Origin of the sequence: Citrobacter sp. MGH106, from assembly GCF_001037495.1 — a bacterium.
Classification (GTDB): domain Bacteria; phylum Pseudomonadota; class Gammaproteobacteria; order Enterobacterales; family Enterobacteriaceae; genus Citrobacter; species Citrobacter murliniae.
On the sequence record NZ_KQ089822.1, the window covers coordinates 2,293,717 to 2,312,549 of the forward strand.

Below are 18,833 nucleotides of genomic sequence, written 5' to 3' on the forward strand. Positions count from 1 at the left end.
ATGTCGCTTAAAACCGTTAAATACTTCTCCACAATTATAGTCGCTGTTATTGCGGTCCTCGCGGGATGGTGGATGTGGAATTATTACATGCAGTCACCGTGGACGCGCGACGGCAAAGTCCGCGCTGAGCAGGTCAGCATTACGCCGCAGGTCTCCGGAAGTATCAGCAAACTCAACGTAAAGGATAACCAGTTCGTTGACGCCGGTGATGTGCTTTTGGTTATCGACAAGACACCGTTTCATATCGCCGAATTGAATGCACAGGCTCAGTTAGCCAAAGCACAGTCCGACCTGGCAAAAGCCAATAACGAAGCCAACCGTCGCCGTCATCTGTCGCAAAATTACATCTCCGCAGAGGATCTTGATACGGCGAACCTTAACGTTAAAGCGATGCAGGCCAGCGTCGAAGCCGCTCAGGCCATATTGCGCCAGGCGCAGTGGCAACTGACACAAACGGAAGTTAAAGCCCCTGTTGCGGGATGGGTGACCAATCTTTCGACCCGAACCGGAGACTACGCCTCCACGGGCAAGCCGCTGTTTGCCCTTGTCGACAGCCACTCTTTTTATGTGATGGGGTATTTTGAAGAAACCAAGCTACGCCACATTCGCGAAGGCGCACCGGCTCTTATTACACTGTACAGCGGCAACGTGAAGTTACAGGGTCACGTATCAAGTATTGGCCGTGCTATTTACGATCAGAGTGTTGAAAGTGATTCCGGCCTCATTCCCGATATCAAACCTAACGTGCCATGGGTTCGTCTGGCGCAACGGGTTCCTGTTCGCATCGAATTTAACGCCCTCCCTCACGATGTCACTTTGGTTTCAGGAACGACCTGTAGCGTCTCCATTGGTCAGCATCAATGAAACGGTTTCATCTGACGCCAGGTAATTTGCCGTGGTTTAAAGCCACGGCCGGACAGTGGCGTTACGCTCTGCGTAATACCATTGCAATGTGTCTGGCATTAACGTTCGCCTATTATCTGAACCTGGATGAACCTTATTGGGCGATGACCTCTGCCGCCGTGGTTAGCTTCCCCACCGTCGGTGGTGTTATCAGTAAGAGTCTGGGGCGTGTTGCCGGCAGTTTACTCGGGGCAACGGCGGCGTTGATCATTGCGGGCCATACCCTCAATGAACCCTGGCTATTTCTGCTGAGCATGTCGGCGTGGATTGGCTTATGCACGTGGGCCTGCGCACATTTTACCAATAACGTAGCCTACGCTTTTCAACTGGCTGGCTACACGGCAGCCATCATCGCGTTTCCAATGGTGAATACCGTTGAGATAACTCAATTGTGGGATATCGCCCAGGCCCGTGTATGCGAAGTCCTCGTCGGGATACTCTGTGGTGGGATGATGATGATGATCCTGCCAAGCACATCCGATGGTACAACACTGCTGACCGCACTGAAAAACATGCACGCACGCTTGCTGGAACATGCCAGTTTACTCTGGCAACCAGAAACCACTGATGCGATTCGTTCGGCTCACGAGGGCGTAATCGGCCAAATTCTGACCATGAATCTGTTGCGGATCCAGGCGTTCTGGAGTCACTATCGCTTTCGCCGCCAGAATGCACTGCTCAATTCACTGTTACACCAGCAGCTTCGTATGACCAGCGTGATTTCCAGTCTGCGCAGGATGCTGCTGAACTGGCCCAATCCCCCTGCGAATACCCGGGATATCATCGAACAACTATTGAATGCGCTGGTGAAAGCAAACACCGACAGCTATACCGTGGCGCGTATTATTGCCCCCCTGCGCCCGCGGGACCAAAGCGACTATCGACATATCGCCTTCTGGCAGCGGCTGCGTTATTTCTGCCGTATCTACCTGCAAAGCAGTCACTACCTGCATTTGCTGGAAAATGGCGTAACCGTTGATCGCATTATCGTGAATCGAACACCTGGACTTGCCCGTCATACTGACAATGCGGAAGCGGTATGGAGCGGATTACGTACTTTCTGCACGCTGATGGTAATCGGTGCATGGAGCATCGGCGCACAGTGGGAATCGGGTTCCGGCGCACTGACGCTTGCCGCCATCAGCTGTGTGCTGTATTCCGCCGTTGCCACCCCGTTCAAATCACTCTCATTGTTGATGCGAACGCTGGTCCTGCTGTCATTATTCAGCTTTGTGGTTAAATTTGGCTTGATGGTGCAAATCACCGACCTCTGGCAATTCATTCTGTTCCTCTTTCCACTGCTTGCCACCATGCAGTTATTAAAATTGCAGATGCCAGCGCTGGCGGGACTTTGGGGACAGTTGATCGTGTTCATGGGATCGTTCATCGCCGTGACCAATCCTCCCGTCTATGATTTTGCTGATTTTCTGAATGACAATATGGCAAAAATTACCGGCGTGGCATTGTCATGGCTGGCCTTTGCCATTCTGCGCCCTGGTTCAGACGCCAGGAAGAGTCGGCGCCACATTCGCGCTCTGCGCCGGGATTTTGTCGATCAGCTCAGCCGACATCCGTCGCTCAGCGAAAATGAATTTGAGTCGTTGACCTATCATCATGTCAGTCAGCTCAGCAACAGCCAGGATGCACTGGCACGGCGCTGGTTATTACGGTGGGGAGTGGTACTACTAAATTGCTCACATGTGGTATGGCAGTTGCGCGCCTGGGAGGCACGCTCAGATCCGTTATCTCGCGTCAGGGATGTGTGCATCTCATTACTTCGCGATGTAATGAGCGAGCGTGGCGTGCAGCAACGTCCGCTGAATGCCACGCTTAATGAACTACAACGTATATGCGATACACTTGCCCATCACCATCAGTCTGCCGCACAAGAGCTGGCAGCTCTAATCTGGCGATTACACTGTTCGCTCTCTCAGCTTGAACAAGCACCACCGCCAGGTACGCTGACCCGCTGATTATTTGATAACACCACAGGCGTATCGCGCCCCGCCACCACCGAGTGGTTTGGGTTGATCGGACATATTATCTCCGCCCACATGTATCATCAGCGACTTGCCTTTGACATCATCCAGCGATTTCAGTCGCGGAGCGACGACAGCCGTCGTGGCATTCCCCTCATTATTAACCATCAGCAATGGGAGATCTCCCATGTGTCCACCACCCTCGGGGCCTTCATGCTTACCGGTTTTATGCGGGTCAAAATGTCCACCTGCCGCTTCGGCGGCCGAAGCTTTACCTTCTTTAATAGCTGGCTGACAACTGCCGTTAGCATGCACATGAAAGCCATGCTCTCCCGGCGGCAGAGCTTTCAAATCTGGCGTAAACTCCAGCCCTTTCGCCGTTTCAGAAATGGTCACTGAACCAATCGACTGCCCGACGCCTTGTGACGTCACCAGGTTCATCTCAACTTGCTCACTGGCTGCCTGTGCACCCGCACAGGCCAGTAAGGTAATCACGGCCAAACTCAAACGCTTCATACATCCTCCTTCGAACAGGTACTTGATTGATAAGTGTAAACCAGTGCCGAAAATTTGAACGACGAAGCGCAGAAAACACGATTAAGGCACGTCGTATCCCAGCGCCGCTTTACGAATTCGGAACCATTGTTGACGAGACATTGTCAGCGATTCAGCTGCAATGGCGGCACGAACGCGCTCAATTTTGCCAGAACCAATAATAGGCAGCGGTTGTGATGGCAGACGTAAAATCCACGCATACACCACCTGCTCAATAGACTGGGCATTCAGCTCTTCCGCTACCGCAGCAAGCTCATTACGCAGCGGCTGGAAAGCGTCATCATTGAACAGTCGACCACCGCCCAGACAGGACCAGGCCATCGGCCGGATGCGCAACTGTTGCAACTGATCCAGGGTGCCATCCAGCAAGAGCGGCTGATGTACCGGTGATATTTCGACCTGGTTAGTCGCCAGAGTAAATGGCAGACGCGATTGCAGCAGCGAAAACTGAGCGGGTGTAAAGTTTGATACCCCAAAGTGGCGCACTTTGCCGCTATGGTGCAGCTTTTTAAAGGCATCAACCACTTCGTCTGCATCCATCAACGGATCGGGACGGTGGATCAGCAGCAGATCAAGATAATCGGTCGCCAGAAGCTTCAGAGACTGTTCTGCGCTGGCAATAATGTGAGCGCTATCGGTGATATAATGACCAAGTGTATTTTCCGCTCGCGCCGTGGTAGCTATACCGCATTTGGTCACAATCTGCATTTTTTCCCGCAGATGTGGAGCCAACTTCAGTGCCTCGCCAAACGCAGCTTCACACTGGTATCCGCCATAAATATCCGCGTGATCGACAGTAGTTACGCCCAGTTCCAGATGTTCCTCAATAAAGCTGACTAACTGGCGCGCGGACATATTCCAGTCCATCAGCCGCCAGTACCCCATGACAAAGCGAGAAAATTCCGGGCCTTGCGGCGCAATAGTGATACGCTGAACCATAGCAGCTTCCTTAATAAGTGAATGTGTATCGAGTATACGCAATTGCGATTTTAAAAGAGTGAGGGTTGTTGCGGTTCTTCCGGCGGGTTGGTTTTGTTTGCACGTAATTTACGCATAAGCCGCTGGCGACAAAGCCGCAGCACATCCTGTTTTTCGGCGTCGCTCATTTTTTGCCAGTTAAAACGCTCATCCCGGCTGCGAAAACATCCGCGGCAAAAACCGCGTTCGTCAGACTGACAGATCCCACGACATGGGCTCTGGACGGGGAAAAACTCCAGCTGTTCGGCCACATCCCCTCCTTAAATAAGTTCGATATACCTATTGAAGACGTTAACTGAATTTCTGGCAAGCGCTATTGCATTAGACCGACTGGTCTATTACACTCCTTCGCATGAACAAAGTAACTGAACACGACACGCGCGAACATCTTCTGGCGACCGGCGAGCAGCTTTGCATGCAACGCGGATTCACCGGTATGGGTTTAAGCGAATTGTTGAAAACCGCTGAGGTTCCCAAGGGTTCGTTTTATCACTATTTTCGCTCAAAAGAAGCATTTGGTGTGGCTATGCTGGAACGCCATTATGCGGCCTATCATCAGCGACTCGGCGCGCATTTTGATGCGGGTGCTGGTAATTACCGCGACCGGATCCTGGCCTACTATCAGGAAACCCTGAATCAGTTTAGCCAGCATGGCATTATTAGCGGATGCCTGACCGTCAAATTGTCCGCCGAAGTATGCGATCTCTCTGAAGACATGCGTACGGCGATGGATAAAGGCGCGCGACATATTATTACGCTGTTAGCGCAAGCGCTGGAAAAAGGACGGGACTGCCACTGTTTGTCGTTCATTGGCGAACCTTTACAGCAGGCGCAGGTGCTGTATGCGCTGTGGCTGGGGGCCAACCTGCAGGCTAAGATTTCTCGCAGTGCCACACCGCTGGAAAATGCGCTGGCACACGTTAAAACCGTCATTACAACGCCTGACGTTTAACAGGCGTTTTTATTTAAATTATCACTAGACGACCGGTCTATTCATATCTGGAGTTATTATGTCATCTGAAAAACTGTTCTCCCCGCTGAAAGTGGGTGCTATCACAGCCGCAAACCGCGTATTCATGGCACCACTGACGCGTCTGCGCAGCATCGAACCTGGCGACATCCCGACTCCGCTCATGGCCGAATATTATCGCCAACGGGCCAGTGCAGGTCTGATCATCAGTGAAGCCACGCAGATCTCCGCGCAGGCAAAAGGCTATGCGGGTGCGCCAGGATTACACAGCGCAGAGCAAATTGCAGCGTGGAAAAAAATCACCCATGCCGTTCATGCTGAGCAGGGTCATATCGCCGTACAATTGTGGCATACCGGGCGAATCTCTCATTCAAGCCTGCAGCCAAATGGACAGCCACCGGTTGCACCTTCTGCCATCAGCGCAGGAACCCGCACTTCACTGCGCGATGCAAACGGACTGGCGACGCGAGTGGACACCTCTATGCCGCGCGCACTGGAAACCGAAGAAATTCCAGGTATCGTCAATGATTTCCGTCAGGCAATAGCTAACGCGCGTGAAGCGGGCTTTGACCTGGTAGAGTTGCACTCCGCCCATGGCTATTTGCTGCATCAGTTTCTGTCCCCTACTTCTAACCACCGCACCGATCAATACGGTGGCAGCGTAGAGAATCGTGCGCGTCTCGTACTGGAAGTCGTCGATGCCGGGATCAAAGAATGGGGCGCAGACCGTATTGGTATTCGGGTTTCCCCTATTGGTTCTTTCCAGAACGTGGATAACGGCCCGAATGAAGAAGCCGATGCACTGTATCTGATAGAACAACTCGGCAAACGCGGGATCGCTTACCTGCATATGTCCGAACCGGACTGGGCCGGTGGTGAGCCGTATAGCGATGCGTTCCGCGAGAAAGTTCGTGCTCGATTCCATGGTCCAATTATTGGAGCGGGAGCCTACACGCCAGAGAAAGCTGAAGCGCTGATTGAAAAAGGCCTGATCGATGCGGTCGCCTTTGGCCGTGCCTATATTGCTAACCCGGATCTGGTCGCTCGTCTGCAGCATAAAGCTGAACTGAATCCACAGCGCGCTGAGAGTTTCTATGGCGGTGGCGCTGAAGGTTACACTGATTATCCGACTCTGTAACTGCCCTGACGATAGCACTGGGTTTTGAGTTGCCGCCAATAAAATGTGGTCTCAAAGAGAGCGGTTATAATCCTGCATTGATAGCGGCGTCACAACGCCGCTATACTAAAACAACATTTTGAATGTATTAGCCATTTTTGAAGGGGAAGAAAAGATGCGTTTACTTCATACCATGCTACGCGTGGGCGACCTGCAACGTTCCATCGATTTTTATACCAAAGTACTCGGCATGAAGCTGCTGCGTACCAGTGAAAACCCTGAATACAAATACTCTCTGGCGTTTGTCGGATACGGCCCTGAAACCAGCGAAGCCGTCATTGAGCTGACCTACAACTGGGGCGTCGACAAATACGACCTGGGTACTGCTTACGGTCACATTGCCCTGAGCGTAGACAATGCGGCAGAAGCCTGCGAGCGTATTCGTCAGAACGGCGGTAACGTGACGCGTGAAGCGGGTCCGGTTAAAGGCGGTACGACGGTTATCGCGTTTGTGGAAGATCCGGACGGCTATAAAATTGAACTGATCGAAGAAAAAGACGCAGGTCGCGGCCTGGGTGACTAATCTCCCGTCGGGCGCAGATCGTCTGTGCCCGTAGTTTTATACTCATCATTTTGCCATAATACGCGCTGCAATTTTCCCGTATTAAGAGACCCAGATGTCCGATAACGCTCAACTTTCCGGTCTGTGTGACCGTTTTCGTGGTTTTTATCCTGTCGTCATTGATGTAGAAACTGCAGGATTTAATGCCAAAACCGATGCGCTGCTCGAGATTGCAGCCATCACGCTGAAAATGGATGAACAAGGCTGGCTGATGCCGGACATGACGTTGCATTTCCACGTCGAACCCTTTGAAGGGGCAAATTTACAGCCGGAAGCACTCGCGTTCAACGGTATCGACCCGAGCAATCCGCTACGCGGAGCTGTCAGCGAATACGATGCTCTGCACGCAATCTTTAAAATGGTGCGTAAAGGCATCAAAGACAGTGGTTGTAATCGGGCGATCATGGTTGCGCATAACGCCACTTTCGACCACAGCTTTATGATGGCGGCAGCGGAGCGTGCCTCACTGAAACGCAATCCGTTCCACCCGTTCGTTACCTTTGATACAGCGGCGCTGAGCGGTCTGTCTCTGGGACAAACCGTGCTGTCAAAAGCGTGCCTTGCGGCTGGAATGGAATTTGATGGAACTCAGGCGCACTCTGCGCTGTATGACACTGAACGTACTGCAGTTCTGTTCTGCGAAATCGTTAACCGCTGGAAGCGCCTGGGCGGCTGGCCTCTTCCGGTGCCTGAAGGAGCGTAACTGGCTCACTTCTCAAATGCTGAGGGGGCGGAATTGATGCAAAATGCATATATCCGCCTCAAAATCTGTTCCGTAACATGCGCCTCCGATCGGTTAAGCGCGTCTTAACCGATCGGCATGACGCCAGACGAGCATTGTTATTTACTTCGTTACTCTTCGCTCTTCTTCTGCTGACTCAGACCGTATTCACGTAATTTATTGGCAATCGCGGTATGCGAGACGCCCAGTCGTTTGGCGAGTTTACGTGTGCTGGGATAATTCAGATAGAGCTGCGTAAGCACTGAGCGCTCAAAGCGGCTGGTGATTTCATCCAGCGAGCCTTCCATAACCTCTTCTCCAACAGCAACCGTCGCCGCATCATAATCCGGCAATAAAATATCCTGCGGACGCAGTTCATATCCCTCAAGCTGGGTTAGCGCCCGATAGATAGCATTTTTCAACTGACGCACGTTACCCGGCCAACCATAGCGGGTTAACACTGTACTGAGATCGGCGGAAAGTTTCGGGTGCGGTACGCCCTGCTCGTCGGCAAACTTTGCGACAAACAGCTCAGTGAGCGGCATAATATCTTGCGGGCAATCGCGCAGTGGCGGCAGGTTTAACGTCAGTACGTTGAGACGATAGTAGAGATCTTCACGAAACAGGCCTTTCTGTACCAGTTCCACAAGATTTTTTTGCGTAGCACAAATCACTCGCACATCCACATGGACTTCATGATCTTCGCCGACGCGGCGGAACGTTCCGTCATTAAGAAAACGCAGCAATTTTGTTTGCATACGCGGCGACATTTCGCCAATTTCATCCAACAGAACCGAACCGCCATTAGCCTGTTCAAAGAAGCCTTTCTTGCCTTCCGGTGCATGGCCAAACAGCTCACTTTCAACCGCATCTTCAGGAATCGAAGCGCAGTTCAGCGCCAGGTATGGTTTCTCCGCACGTGGGCTCGCCAGATGGCAGGCTCGTGCAAAAAGATCTTTTCCCGTACCGGTATTCCCGGTAATCAGCAATGGCGCACTCAGCATAGCCAGCTTGCGCGCCTGCTCCACGACGTGTTTCATTTTGGTACTGACCGCGATAATCTGACTAAACGCGCTCAGATCCTGAGTGGTCATATTTTGCAGCTGACGCCCCATACGAATGGTGGAACGCAGCATCACCACAGCGCCGGTCAACATCAGTTCGTTATTTTCACCCTGTAAATGGACCGGTGTAATTTCCATCAGGAAATTTTGTCCATTAATCACGACATGTTCGCTGTGAGAATCCTGAGGATTGCTTTCCAGCCATCGCTGGAAGTTAAATCCATTGATTAACTGTGCGGCCGTGTGGTTGCGCATACGATCCTGAGTGTGCGCAAAAAGCTGGCAGCTCGCGGGGTTCGCCATTTCAACTTTGCTTTTCATGTCCAGAGAAAGGACCGGTTCCGGAAGCGCTTCAAGCAGCGCGCTAAGCGCCAGATGTTCACGTTCGGAAGGCATCCAGGGTACGGTGCGAACGTCCGTCACCCCTGAAATACGGCGGATTTCAGCCATCAGGCTGCTGAAGTTTGTGAACTCCAGCTCCGCAAAATTAAGGTAAATTCGCCCGATGGGGTCAATCTCGATACCGCGTAAATCAATGCTTCGAAGCACCAGTAAATCGAGTAATTCGCGAGTCAGACCAAGTCGGTCTTCACAAAAGACTTCCAGACGCATGGGAACCTTCACCTAAACAATGGATCATATGTAAGATGATAAGCCAGTATTCCGTTAGCAGGAAGGACTCTGTCAACAAATATTGACAGCACGCTGGAAAATTGGGCACCGAGGCGTAAAGTTATACGATCGGAGCCCTTTTAGTCTTAGCTTTCGTGGGGGGATTTGTTCTTCTGTAAGGTCTCCTTGACCTGTCCAATCAACTGACGCCGAAAATCACCAAGCCGCGGTTTGTCATCGTCTATCCATGGGAGTGGGCGGCACAGTTCCATCGCTTTAATCCCCAGACGCGCAGTTAACAATCCGGCGCCAATCCCCTGTGCAGCGCGCGTGGATAATCTGGCTGCCAGATCTTGCGACATCCAGTCCATACCGACTTCCCGCACCAGTTCACTGGCCCCGGCAAACGCAATATTCAATAACACCAGCCGGAATAAACGTAAGCGACTGTAATAACCCAGTTCAATGCCATACAGGGTCGCGATGCGGTTAATTAAACGCAGATTTCGCCAGGCGATAAATGCCATGTCCACCAGCGCCAGAGGACTGACGGCAATCATCAGCGTCGATTCAGCCGCTGAGCGGCTGATTTCGCGCCTGGCCTGCGCATCCAGCACCGGTTGCACCAGGTGGGCATACAAACTCACCACTTCCCGATCATTTTGTGTTTCGTGAATTGAAGCATACCAACGCTGCAGCGCCGGATGAGACTGATCAATCCCCGCTTGCTGTGCCAGTTTTTCACAAAATGCCCGCCCTTTCCCTGTACCATGGCTATGCAGTAAATCCCGTGCCTCATCGCGCTCGTGGGCTCGCTGGCGCAGACGCCACAGGCGACGCCATTCGGTTGCGACAGAACCGATACCCGCACCGATAATCAGCGCCCCGGCGGCGCATCCGCCCATTGCGACCCAGTCCTGAGTCTGCCAGGCATTCATTGTCCACTGCACACCCTGAGCGACCACGCTGACACCAAACAATGCAAGCCCGCCCATAACCATTTTGCGCCACAGGCTACGTTTGGGACGTAAAGCTGCATCAATTACGGCTTCTGCCTGGCCTTCATCTTCCAACGGTACATCCAGCGTAGCCGGAGCAAACGTCTGCGCTTCCGTTTCGTTAAACATCTGCTGCGCTTTAAACGCCGGATTATTTTCCGTTTCCAGCGGACCTGAGAAATCGATACGCGGTTTTAACGGCTCGCTCATCGCAATTTATCTCCTATTAAAAACTCCAGCGCAGCATCAAGACGAATATGCGGTAAAGGCTTATCCACATCTAAAACCTGCGGGCGAAACGCTTCAAACTGAAAGCCCTGGCTATCCCAGAACGCCTGCCCTGGCAAACGCGCAGGCACTTCTCCCGGATAGACCGTCAGCGGCGCGCCATCGCTCAGGCGATTTCCACGCAGTGCCGGTATCTTCTCGCCCTTCACATCAATCAGCCCACTGGTGGTTGCCTGTACCGACGCCAGGCCCAGGCAATCCATGCTGATGCCTTCAAACGCCGCATTTTGCCACGCGTCCTGTATCAGTTGCTGAAGCAGTGACACCATATTGGCATGCTGATCGACCGTCACGTGATCTGCCTTAGTCGCGGCAAACAACAGCTTGTCGATAACCGGCGAGAACAACCGCCGAAACAGCGTACGCTGACCATAATGAAAGCTTTGCATAAGCTGAGTTAATGCCAGGCGCATATCGTTGAATGCTTGTGGTCCGCTGTTGAGCGGTTGCAGGCAATCAACCAACACAATCTGGCGATCGAAGCGCAGGAAGTGATTCTTATAAAACCCCTTCACCACCTTCTCGCAATAGTAATTAAACCTGTCACGTAGCATACCTGCGTTGGTGTGTTTATCCGCTTGCGCCAGCCTGGACTCACCACAGGCATCCACATCCGGCCACGGGAAGAACTGCAGTGCCGGCGCGCCAGCCATATCACCCGGCAGGACAAAACGCCCAGGTTGAATGAAGTGCAGTCCCTGCTGCTTACACTGATGCAGATAATCCGTCCAGGCAGCCGCAATCTCCGCCAGACGATTCTCATCGGCGGGGGATAATGGATCTAATCCCTGGCTCAACTGCCGCCACTTTGCCGACCATTCAGCCCGTTGCCCCTGTAGTAGCCCGGTCATTTGTCGTGACCAGCTCAGGTAGTCCTGGGCCAGCATCGGTAAATCAAGCAGCCACTCACCGGGGTAATCCACAATCTCCAGATACAACGTGGAGGTATCTTTAAAATGACGCAGTAAAGAGTCGTTGGACTTGTAGCGCAGCGCGAGGCGAATTTCGCTTACACCACGCGTCGGCGTAGGCCAGGTCGGTGGAGAACCATACAACTGGGCCAGCCCTTCATCATAGGTAAAGCGAGGAATGCCAAAATCGCGCTGTGGAACCCGTTTAACGCCGAGCAAGCGCTCTTCGCGCGCTGCGCTGAGCAGCGGCAAACGCGCACCTGCGTGAATATTGAGTAGCTGGTTTACCATCGCGGTGATAAATGCTGTCTTACCGCTGCGGCTAAGCCCGGTGACAGCCAGACGCAGATGTCTGTCCACGCCGCGATTAACCAGCGAATTGAGTTCATTTTTAAGTCGCTTCATCGCCATCCCGTTATGCTGAAGGAGCCGTAGAAATTATAACAAACAGGAAGTAAAGATTGGGGGCAATTCTTATTTATCAACCACCTGAGAAATATCAGGCGACATCATTTATGTATGCCGCCTGTTACAGATGAAAACCGCGCGGATTATTTTTGCTCTACTTTTGGAAGGTCAATCTGCTTGATCCCCCCTTCGTTCGTCACCTGCGTATATCCCATATCAATCAGCATATCCTTCGCCTGCCCTGACTGCCGTCCTGAGTTGCAGTACAGTTTCACCGTGTCGGTCTTATCCGGAACAACGGAGGTGATTTGCGCTTTGAGATCTTTCAACGGAATGTTGATCGCTCCCTGAATATGCTCCTGCTGGTATTGGTCAGGCACGCGAACATCAATCCAATGTTCTGCGGCAAAAACCGGCATACCGATGAACAACGCTAAAGCTAGTACCCCTTTTTTCAACATATTATCATCCTGAATAGTGGCTTAATTGGAAGAAAGACTATATGCCAGATCTTAAGAAAATATTGCGATCACCCTATCATCATATAAGACACCCGAACACTTTGCTTCCGGTTCTAATCAGGAGATGACAGTATCCGTTGAATGAACAAACGCGCAATAGGCCGCCCCTTTGCGTAGTCCTCAGGGTGCATACCTCGACAAAAGTTGTTTAAATTTAGCCGGATGTGGGCAAATAGAATATATTTTCCCAATTTATTGATCTGGCAGGAGGTTATCCCCTGTTTCAATCCACATTATTGGGTTACTCTTTTAATGACAAACTGCGGTGACAGTTGTAAGGAGACCCTGTATGGCTATGTATCAAAACATGCTGGTAGTCATCGATCCTAACCAGGACGATCAACCAGCATTACGGCGCGCTGTTTATTTGCATCAACGGATTGGTGGCAAAATTAAAGCCTTTTTGCCGATCTATGACTTTTCCTATGAGATGACCACCCTGCTGTCACCAGATGAGCGTACAGCAATGCGTCAGGGTGTCATCAGCCAGCGAACAGCATGGATACGTGAACAAGCAAAATACTATATCGAGGCAGGTATTCCTCTTGATATAAAAGTGGTCTGGCACAACCGTCCGTTTGAAGCCATCATCCAGGAAGTTATCAGTGCTAAGCATGACCTGGTCCTGAAAATGGCGCACCAACACGACCGTCTGGAAGCCGTGATTTTCACACCTACTGACTGGCATTTACTGCGTAAATGCCCAAGCCCGGTATGGATGGTTAAAGACCAACCGTGGCCGGAAGGTGGTAAAGCGCTGGTTGCAGTTAACCTGGCAAGTGAAGAGGCATATCACAACGCCCTCAACGAAAAACTCGTTAAGGAGACACTGCAACTCGCAGAGCAAGTTAACCATACCGAAGTGCATCTGGTTGGAGCCTATCCAGTCACACCTATCAACATCGCCATTGAGCTGCCTGAATTTGACCCCAGCGTCTATAACGACGCCATCCGTGGGCAGCACTTGTTGGCAATGAAAGCATTGCGCCAAAAGTTCAGTATCGACGAGAAAGTCACCCACGTTGAAAAAGGATTACCTGAAGAGGTTATCCCTGATTTAGCTGAACATTTACAGGCAGGTATCGTGGTATTAGGAACGGTTGGGCGTACCGGTATTTCAGCTGCGTTTCTCGGAAATACAGCGGAACAAGTCATCGACCATCTACGCTGTGACCTACTGGTTATCAAACCCGATCAATATCAGACCCCGGTTGAACTGGACGACGAAGAAGACGATTAACCGCACAGAAAAATGCCGGATGGCGACGTCATCCGGCATTAAAAACACTTAGCGCTTATCTTCCCCGCCAAGGAAATAGATCCCAAGCGGGATCGCCAGCAGAATAGTAAACACCATGCTGTAGACGCAAATCATTGCAGATTGAATGGCATACATTGAAGCGGTCCACTCTGAAAGCGGAATATTGTACTGCTCAATTACCCCACCGATTGTGGCTCGCGTAACCACCGATGCTGCGATGATGAACACCCCAAGCAGACACAACAGAAATTTCCTTCCCTTCGCTGTTTTCAGCTTAGCCATGACCATAGTATCGTCCTTTTCATTTGCAGATGAATACCTTGTTACTTTGCAATAACAATACCATGACATCAGCTCATTGTCTGCTACATAAGACTCGCTAAAAGGTTGCCTTCAGCATTATTCGCCTGAAAACAGCGCTGATTATCTTATTTCTCTCTCTTTATGCTTAATGATCTGACACCCTGAACTGGATAAAATATCTGGACTGGATATGTCAGATGATATTTAGCTAACACGGAGTAGCCTGGGAGAATCATGATCGCTGAACTGTTTATGAACAATGCATTTAATCTGACGGTAATTCTCAGTTGCTGTGCGGCATTAGTCCTGATGAGCGTCTGGTTTCATCGCTGCGAGAAACGTAAAAAAGGATTCATATTCCACGCGGCGCAATTTTTCGTCTATGCCATTATCATTGGAACATTCGGCAGCATCGCCAATAATGTGATTGAAAGCTACAGGCTGAAATTTATATCCCCGAGCGTTGTCGACTTCCTCTGTACCTCTTTGATTGCGCTCATTCTGACCATAAAACTCTTTCTGGTGATCAACCAGTTTGAAAAATCACAGATCAGCAAAGGCAGAGATATCACCAGTGCCCGGATCCTGTCGCGAATTATTAAGATAACTATCGTTGTCGTCATCATTCTGCTGTATGGCGAACATTTTGGAATGAGTTTATCCGGACTGCTAACCTTTGGAGGCATCGGCGGTATAGCTGTTGGTATGGCGGGGAAAGACATCCTGAGTAATTTCTTTTCCGGAATTATGCTCTATTTCGACAGACCGTTCAGTATCGGTGACTGGATCCGTTCCCCGGACAGAAATATCGAAGGCACAGTAACAGAAATTGGCTGGAGAATGACCAAAATAAACACCTTTGATCATCGTCCTCTGTATGTGCCGAACTCAATTTTCTCGTCAATTAGTGTAGAAAATCCAGGCAGAATGACTAACCGACGGATAAAAACGGTGATCGGGTTACGTTATGAAGATGCCGATAAAATAAGTACAATTGTCGAGTCAGTAAGACAGATGCTGCAAAACCATCCCGGTATAGACCAGAAGCAAACCTTGCTGGTTTATTTTAATGAGTTTGCGGATTCCTCTCTGAATATTATGGTCTATTGCTTTACAAAAACGACCGTATGGCAGGAGTGGCTCGCCGTTCAGCAGGATGTTTATTTAAAGATTATTACTATCGTCCAGGCAAACGGAGCCGATTTTGCCTTCCCAAGCCAGACGCTGTATATGGAAGATGCCACAGCACAAGCGTCTTCACACTAAAAGAATAAGACGCGAAATTTCGCGTCTTATTTACTCAGACCAGCATGGTTCTGCCCCGAGAGCTAAAAACAGCCAAGTTATTGTGGCCTGACATGCCACAGATAGTGGGCAAACAGCACTTTTAACTTCCTGTCTTCGATTGTCTCGGGCAGACTAAAAATCAGGCAACAATCTCGATTAAATTACCATCAGGATCGCGTATCACGGCTTCATAATATCCGTCACCAGTAGTGCGTGGGGCTGATACTAAAATCCCCTGTTCCTGGGCACGCATCGCCATTGCGTCAACACTCTCGACACTGCCGACGGAGATGGCCAGATGAACCCATCCAACCGTGTTGTTGTCGGGCGAACAGGATGTAAGTCCAGTCTTGGTCATCAATTCAATCGCAATGCCATCACCAATATTGACGAAATAGGACTCAAACCCCGGATTCGTTTTACTGCAGTATTTTTCGTTAATCTCTCCACCAAAAAAAGTGCCCCAGAAATGAGCTTGTCGCTAGAGATCCTGTGTCCACAATGCCATATGGGCAACCTTCATCGCGAACCTCCACTGGTTTTATTCATAATTATACATTCCGTACTAACGGGACATTGACAACGCTAATCATAATGCACGATCATGCTTAGTATTGCTCGATTTTTATTTATTCAGGAGTTTTTATGCTCGATTACGATGCATTCCCACAACAGCGACAGGCACTAATTCATCAGATCCTTCAGGAAAACGGTAGAGTGGTCTGCTCCGAACTCGCCGGACGATTAGGCGTTTCAGAACACACAATTCGCCGTGATTTACATGAACTTAGTAAAGAAGGTGTATGCAAGAAGGTATATGGCGGAGCCATTATTTCATTGCCGGAATCAGCGGAGATCGCCGTTCGTAAGAACATCAATGCGGAGAAAAAGAGCAACATCGCGCAAAGATGTGCCCGGCTGGTTAAATCCGGGAGCTGCATTTTCATCGATACGGGTAGCACTAACCTGGCGATGGCTGAAGCCCTGCCCGCCGAGCTTGCACTAACAGTAGTGACTAATGCGCCAGAAATTGCCGCCGTTCTGCTAAAGAAACCACTGTTTGAGGTCATTACTCTGGGTGGCCAGGTACAGAGATCGTCAGGTGGTTGTGTTGGAGCCACGGCGATATCTCAGTTGCAGGGCATTTTATTCGATCAGGGATTTATTGGCGGATGCGCAATGGCGCCCGAGTCAGGATTGACGGGGTTTGATTACGCAGATTGTGAGTTTAAAAAAGCGGTGATTAAACAGTGCAATGAAACTATCGTCGCACTGACGGCAGATAAAATCCCGGCAGTAGCCCGGTATGTTGTTACCGAAAGCAGCAACATTGATGTCATTGTTGTAGAGGAAAATATCAGCAAAGAGTACGCAACCGCCTTTCAGGCGCATGACATCCGGATTTATACGGTATAACGTCTGTACCTAAAAATTATTTCATATAATCAAATAAATATAACGATGATAAACGTAGCCCCCTCCTCCGTTTGAACGCTTGTTCGGGAAATAGCCGGAGCGACCTCCCGAACGCCAGACGTTATTTCAGTGCTTCAATTGGCGCACCAAAGTTGATGTGTAGCACATTGCCGTCGATCACCAATGCCGGAACAGACTTCACACCAACCCGTTCAGCCTCAGCGACTCGATCAGGTTGTTCACCCAGGTGAATAATATCGACTTTCACATTTGGGGACAGATGCTGAAGCAGAGCCTCTTCCGCGGAAACGCAAACCGGGCAACCGGCATGATAATAGGTAGCCTTTGTCATGATATATCTCCTTTTGAATTATAGTATCGATTCGATACTATAATTCATACTACGCTGCTTTAATGCTTTGTCAATTTAGTTTTTAATCGATACTATATGTCAAGGAGGATTTCGTTATGCACGACATGTCACTTTTCGACGTACTGGACAGGCTTTCCAGCCTGACGCGGATGTGGTTTCGCCAGCATCCTTTACTGGCGGATATTCAACCGGTACAGCTCAGCGCGTTGATGTATCTCGCTCGCTGTAACCGCTATTCCAATACGCCGCTAGGCGTGACGGACTATCTTGGACTCACCAAAGGAACCGTTTCACAATCGCTAAAGTTGTTGGAAACAAAAGGACTGATTGTGCGAACCCAGGACGTTCGGGATAAACGCAGCGTCCATTTACAGGTCTCTGAGTCAGCGAAAACCTTACTCGATGCCCTACTTCCCCCCTCATTTTTGGTGGCGGGAGAGTCTGCGATGGGGAAACGTTCTGACTTGTTAAAAGAGTTGTTGTTCGAACTTTTGCGTGAAATCCAGAGAACCAACAATGTTCCTGGCTTCGGTCTTTGCCATAGCTGTCAGTTCCATCTAAAAAATAATGGCCAGAGATTTTGTAATCTCACGAAAGAACCGCTGAGTGAGGATGATTCAAAACTGATTTGTCGGGAACATCAGCCCCCGGAAGAGTAATAACAGCAGAGGCTGGCACACGTTTACGCACCAGCCTATATATCAGTTCTGGATAGTCGTGCTGATATCCAGTCCAGTGAGTGTCGTCCGCCACGACCTGGGCCAAAGGCTAATCGCCTTTAGGCTGCCATCGTCATTAAGGATGTCCAGCACGTCCATCTGGTCGATTTCAACCAAGCGCCGGAGCACATAATCGGCATCAATGCCCACATCTTCGTTGCGCCTGGCTTTAAGTTCGGCAATCCTGTTTTGAATGACAGCTTTTGACAGCAATTTTGTAGCAGTACCGTAGCAGTTTTAGCGCTGTACCCCACACGAATCGCTGCCTGACACGCGCTGCTTGAGCTTGAGCATCTTTAACAACCTCATCTCGGGAATTGTTCGCCCCTGTTCAATCATACGGGCTACGGCCTTTGCATTCGCTTCCTGTGAAAATACCAGTTCACTGAACAGGTAATAACGGTGCATGCGATAACGACAATAATTGCCCGGTCACTCAGGCTTAATCCTGCAATTCTGTCGGCCAACATCCTGGGCAACTCTTTTGCTGTTTTAGGTGTTTCGGCATATGCCTTCGCTGATACACCGCAGCCGGTCAGCGTGGTGCCTGTTCCATATGAAAGTCTGCTGTAAATGGTGCTCATTCTGGTCATAGCCTCACCTCCGATTTTTCGGATGGCGCTGTGGGTGATTAAAGGGTCAGGCTTCACGGGATGGATTTATCAACAAAGCACGTAGCGGATGATTCCCATGAACCCTTAAATGAAAAAGGCCGCCAGATGGCAGCCTTAACTCGGTGAAAAGTGCTAATTAATATCGCTTAATTGTGTTAACCGGTGTTCTTTCTGACCAGTCAGGTCGTGCGCCAGTCATAATTGCCCTCTGCT

General features: G+C 50.4%; 19 protein-coding genes and 3 pseudogenes. 10 read left to right on the forward strand and 12 right to left on the reverse strand.

The features are described from left to right. Together SK36_RS10830 and SK36_RS10835 are read left to right on the forward strand one after the other, a co-directional pair. On the forward strand, positions 1-864 hold the full coding sequence (locus SK36_RS10830) for an efflux RND transporter periplasmic adaptor subunit (protein ID WP_048221514.1): 864 nt from the start codon (positions 1-3) through the stop codon (positions 862-864). Then, positions 861-2,934 (forward strand): annotated as a pseudogene (locus tag SK36_RS10835) (FUSC family protein). The gene SK36_RS10830 and the pseudogene SK36_RS10835 overlap by 4 nt, the downstream one beginning before the upstream one ends. On the opposite strand, the gene sodC reads toward SK36_RS10835, so the two are convergent. The 3 genes from sodC to SK36_RS10850 all read right to left on the reverse strand — a co-directional run bounded on the left by sodC (position 2,877) and on the right by SK36_RS10850 (position 4,666). Then, positions 2,877-3,398, reverse strand: coding sequence for a superoxide dismutase [Cu-Zn] SodC (sodC, locus tag SK36_RS10840; protein WP_045442513.1), 522 nt, complete (start codon positions 3,396-3,398; stop codon positions 2,877-2,879). The pseudogene SK36_RS10835 and the gene sodC sit on opposite strands and share 58 nt — an antisense overlap. 81 nt (positions 3,399-3,479) lie before the next feature. Further along, positions 3,480-4,376 (reverse strand): aldo/keto reductase, encoded by an 897-nt coding sequence (locus SK36_RS10845; protein ID WP_048221516.1) that lies wholly within the window; start codon positions 4,374-4,376, stop codon positions 3,480-3,482. A 50-nt stretch (positions 4,377-4,426) separates the two neighbouring features. Then, entirely contained in the window at positions 4,427-4,666 is a 240-nt protein-coding gene (locus tag SK36_RS10850; protein WP_045442508.1) for a DUF1289 domain-containing protein, read from the reverse strand. A 101-nt stretch (positions 4,667-4,767) separates the two neighbouring features. On the opposite strand from SK36_RS10850, the gene SK36_RS10855 reads away from it, so the two are divergent. The 4 genes from SK36_RS10855 to rnt all read left to right on the forward strand — a co-directional run bounded on the left by SK36_RS10855 (position 4,768) and on the right by rnt (position 7,827). After that, positions 4,768-5,367: a TetR/AcrR family transcriptional regulator gene (locus tag SK36_RS10855; RefSeq protein WP_045442505.1), complete on the forward strand. Its 600-nt coding sequence runs from the start codon at positions 4,768-4,770 to the stop codon at positions 5,365-5,367. A gap of 58 nt (positions 5,368-5,425) precedes the next feature. After that, entirely contained in the window at positions 5,426-6,523 is a 1,098-nt protein-coding gene (locus SK36_RS10860) for an alkene reductase (RefSeq protein ID WP_048221517.1), read from the forward strand. Between the two features lie 154 nt (positions 6,524-6,677). Then, complete coding sequence (gene gloA / locus SK36_RS10865) at positions 6,678-7,085, forward strand: lactoylglutathione lyase (protein WP_045442499.1); 408 nt, start codon at positions 6,678-6,680, stop codon at positions 7,083-7,085. 94 nt (positions 7,086-7,179) lie between these two features. After that, entirely contained in the window at positions 7,180-7,827 is a 648-nt protein-coding gene (gene rnt, locus SK36_RS10870; RefSeq protein ID WP_045442497.1) for a ribonuclease T, read from the forward strand. 149 nt (positions 7,828-7,976) lie between these two features. On the opposite strand, the gene tyrR is transcribed toward rnt, so the two are convergent. The 4 genes from tyrR to pspE form a co-directional block, all read right to left on the reverse strand. Then, positions 7,977-9,521: a transcriptional regulator TyrR gene (gene tyrR, locus SK36_RS10875; protein ID WP_048221518.1), complete on the reverse strand. Its 1,545-nt coding sequence runs from the start codon at positions 9,519-9,521 to the stop codon at positions 7,977-7,979. Between the two features lie 146 nt (positions 9,522-9,667). Further along, on the reverse strand, positions 9,668-10,729 hold the full coding sequence (locus SK36_RS10880; protein ID WP_048221519.1) for a YcjF family protein: 1,062 nt from the start codon (positions 10,727-10,729) through the stop codon (positions 9,668-9,670). Then, positions 10,726-12,123: a YcjX family GTP-binding protein gene (locus tag SK36_RS10885; protein ID WP_048222698.1), complete on the reverse strand. Its 1,398-nt coding sequence runs from the start codon at positions 12,121-12,123 to the stop codon at positions 10,726-10,728. The genes SK36_RS10880 and SK36_RS10885 overlap by 4 nt, the downstream gene beginning before the upstream one ends. 146 nt (positions 12,124-12,269) lie before the next feature. Further along, the gene (pspE, locus tag SK36_RS10890) at positions 12,270-12,587 is read right to left on the reverse strand and encodes a thiosulfate sulfurtransferase PspE (protein ID WP_048221520.1); all 318 of its coding nucleotides are present in this window, start codon (positions 12,585-12,587) and stop codon (positions 12,270-12,272) included. Between the two features lie 349 nt (positions 12,588-12,936). Here pspE and uspE point away from each other — a divergent pair, with 349 nt between their 5' ends. After that, the gene (gene uspE, locus SK36_RS10895; RefSeq protein WP_005126626.1) at positions 12,937-13,887 is read left to right on the forward strand and encodes a universal stress protein UspE; all 951 of its coding nucleotides are present in this window, start codon (positions 12,937-12,939) and stop codon (positions 13,885-13,887) included. Positions 13,888-13,935: 48 nt separating this feature from the next. On the opposite strand, the gene SK36_RS10900 is transcribed toward uspE, so the two are convergent. After that, the gene (locus SK36_RS10900; protein ID WP_045442483.1) at positions 13,936-14,196 is read right to left on the reverse strand and encodes a DUF2534 family protein; all 261 of its coding nucleotides are present in this window, start codon (positions 14,194-14,196) and stop codon (positions 13,936-13,938) included. A gap of 249 nt (positions 14,197-14,445) precedes the next feature. Here SK36_RS10900 and SK36_RS10905 point away from each other — a divergent pair, with 249 nt between their 5' ends. Beyond that, entirely contained in the window at positions 14,446-15,477 is a 1,032-nt protein-coding gene (locus SK36_RS10905; RefSeq protein WP_045442480.1) for a mechanosensitive ion channel family protein, read from the forward strand. Between the two features lie 160 nt (positions 15,478-15,637). Here SK36_RS10905 and SK36_RS10910 read toward each other — a convergent pair. After that, positions 15,638-16,021 (reverse strand): annotated as a pseudogene (locus SK36_RS10910) (VOC family protein). 122 nt (positions 16,022-16,143) lie between these two features. On the opposite strand from SK36_RS10910, the gene SK36_RS10915 reads away from it, so the two are divergent. After that, entirely contained in the window at positions 16,144-16,914 is a 771-nt protein-coding gene (locus SK36_RS10915) for a DeoR/GlpR family DNA-binding transcription regulator (protein WP_048221521.1), read from the forward strand. 121 nt (positions 16,915-17,035) lie between these two features. On the opposite strand, the gene SK36_RS10920 is transcribed toward SK36_RS10915, so the two are convergent. After that, positions 17,036-17,266, reverse strand: coding sequence for a glutaredoxin family protein (locus tag SK36_RS10920; protein WP_045442474.1), 231 nt, complete (start codon positions 17,264-17,266; stop codon positions 17,036-17,038). Positions 17,267-17,382: 116 nt separating this feature from the next. Here SK36_RS10920 and SK36_RS10925 point away from each other — a divergent pair, with 116 nt between their 5' ends. Further along, a complete protein-coding gene (locus tag SK36_RS10925; protein WP_045442471.1) occupies positions 17,383-17,946 on the forward strand; it encodes a MarR family winged helix-turn-helix transcriptional regulator in 564 nt (187 codons plus the stop codon). Between the two features lie 45 nt (positions 17,947-17,991). On the opposite strand, the pseudogene SK36_RS10930 reads toward SK36_RS10925, so the two are convergent. Continuing rightward, positions 17,992-18,275: pseudogene (locus tag SK36_RS10930) on the reverse strand (terminase small subunit); the annotation flags it as partial. A gap of 75 nt (positions 18,276-18,350) precedes the next feature. Further along, a complete protein-coding gene (locus SK36_RS25160; protein WP_075261778.1) occupies positions 18,351-18,599 on the reverse strand; it encodes an HP1 family phage holin in 249 nt (82 codons plus the stop codon). Between the last annotated feature and the right edge of the window lie 234 nt (positions 18,600-18,833).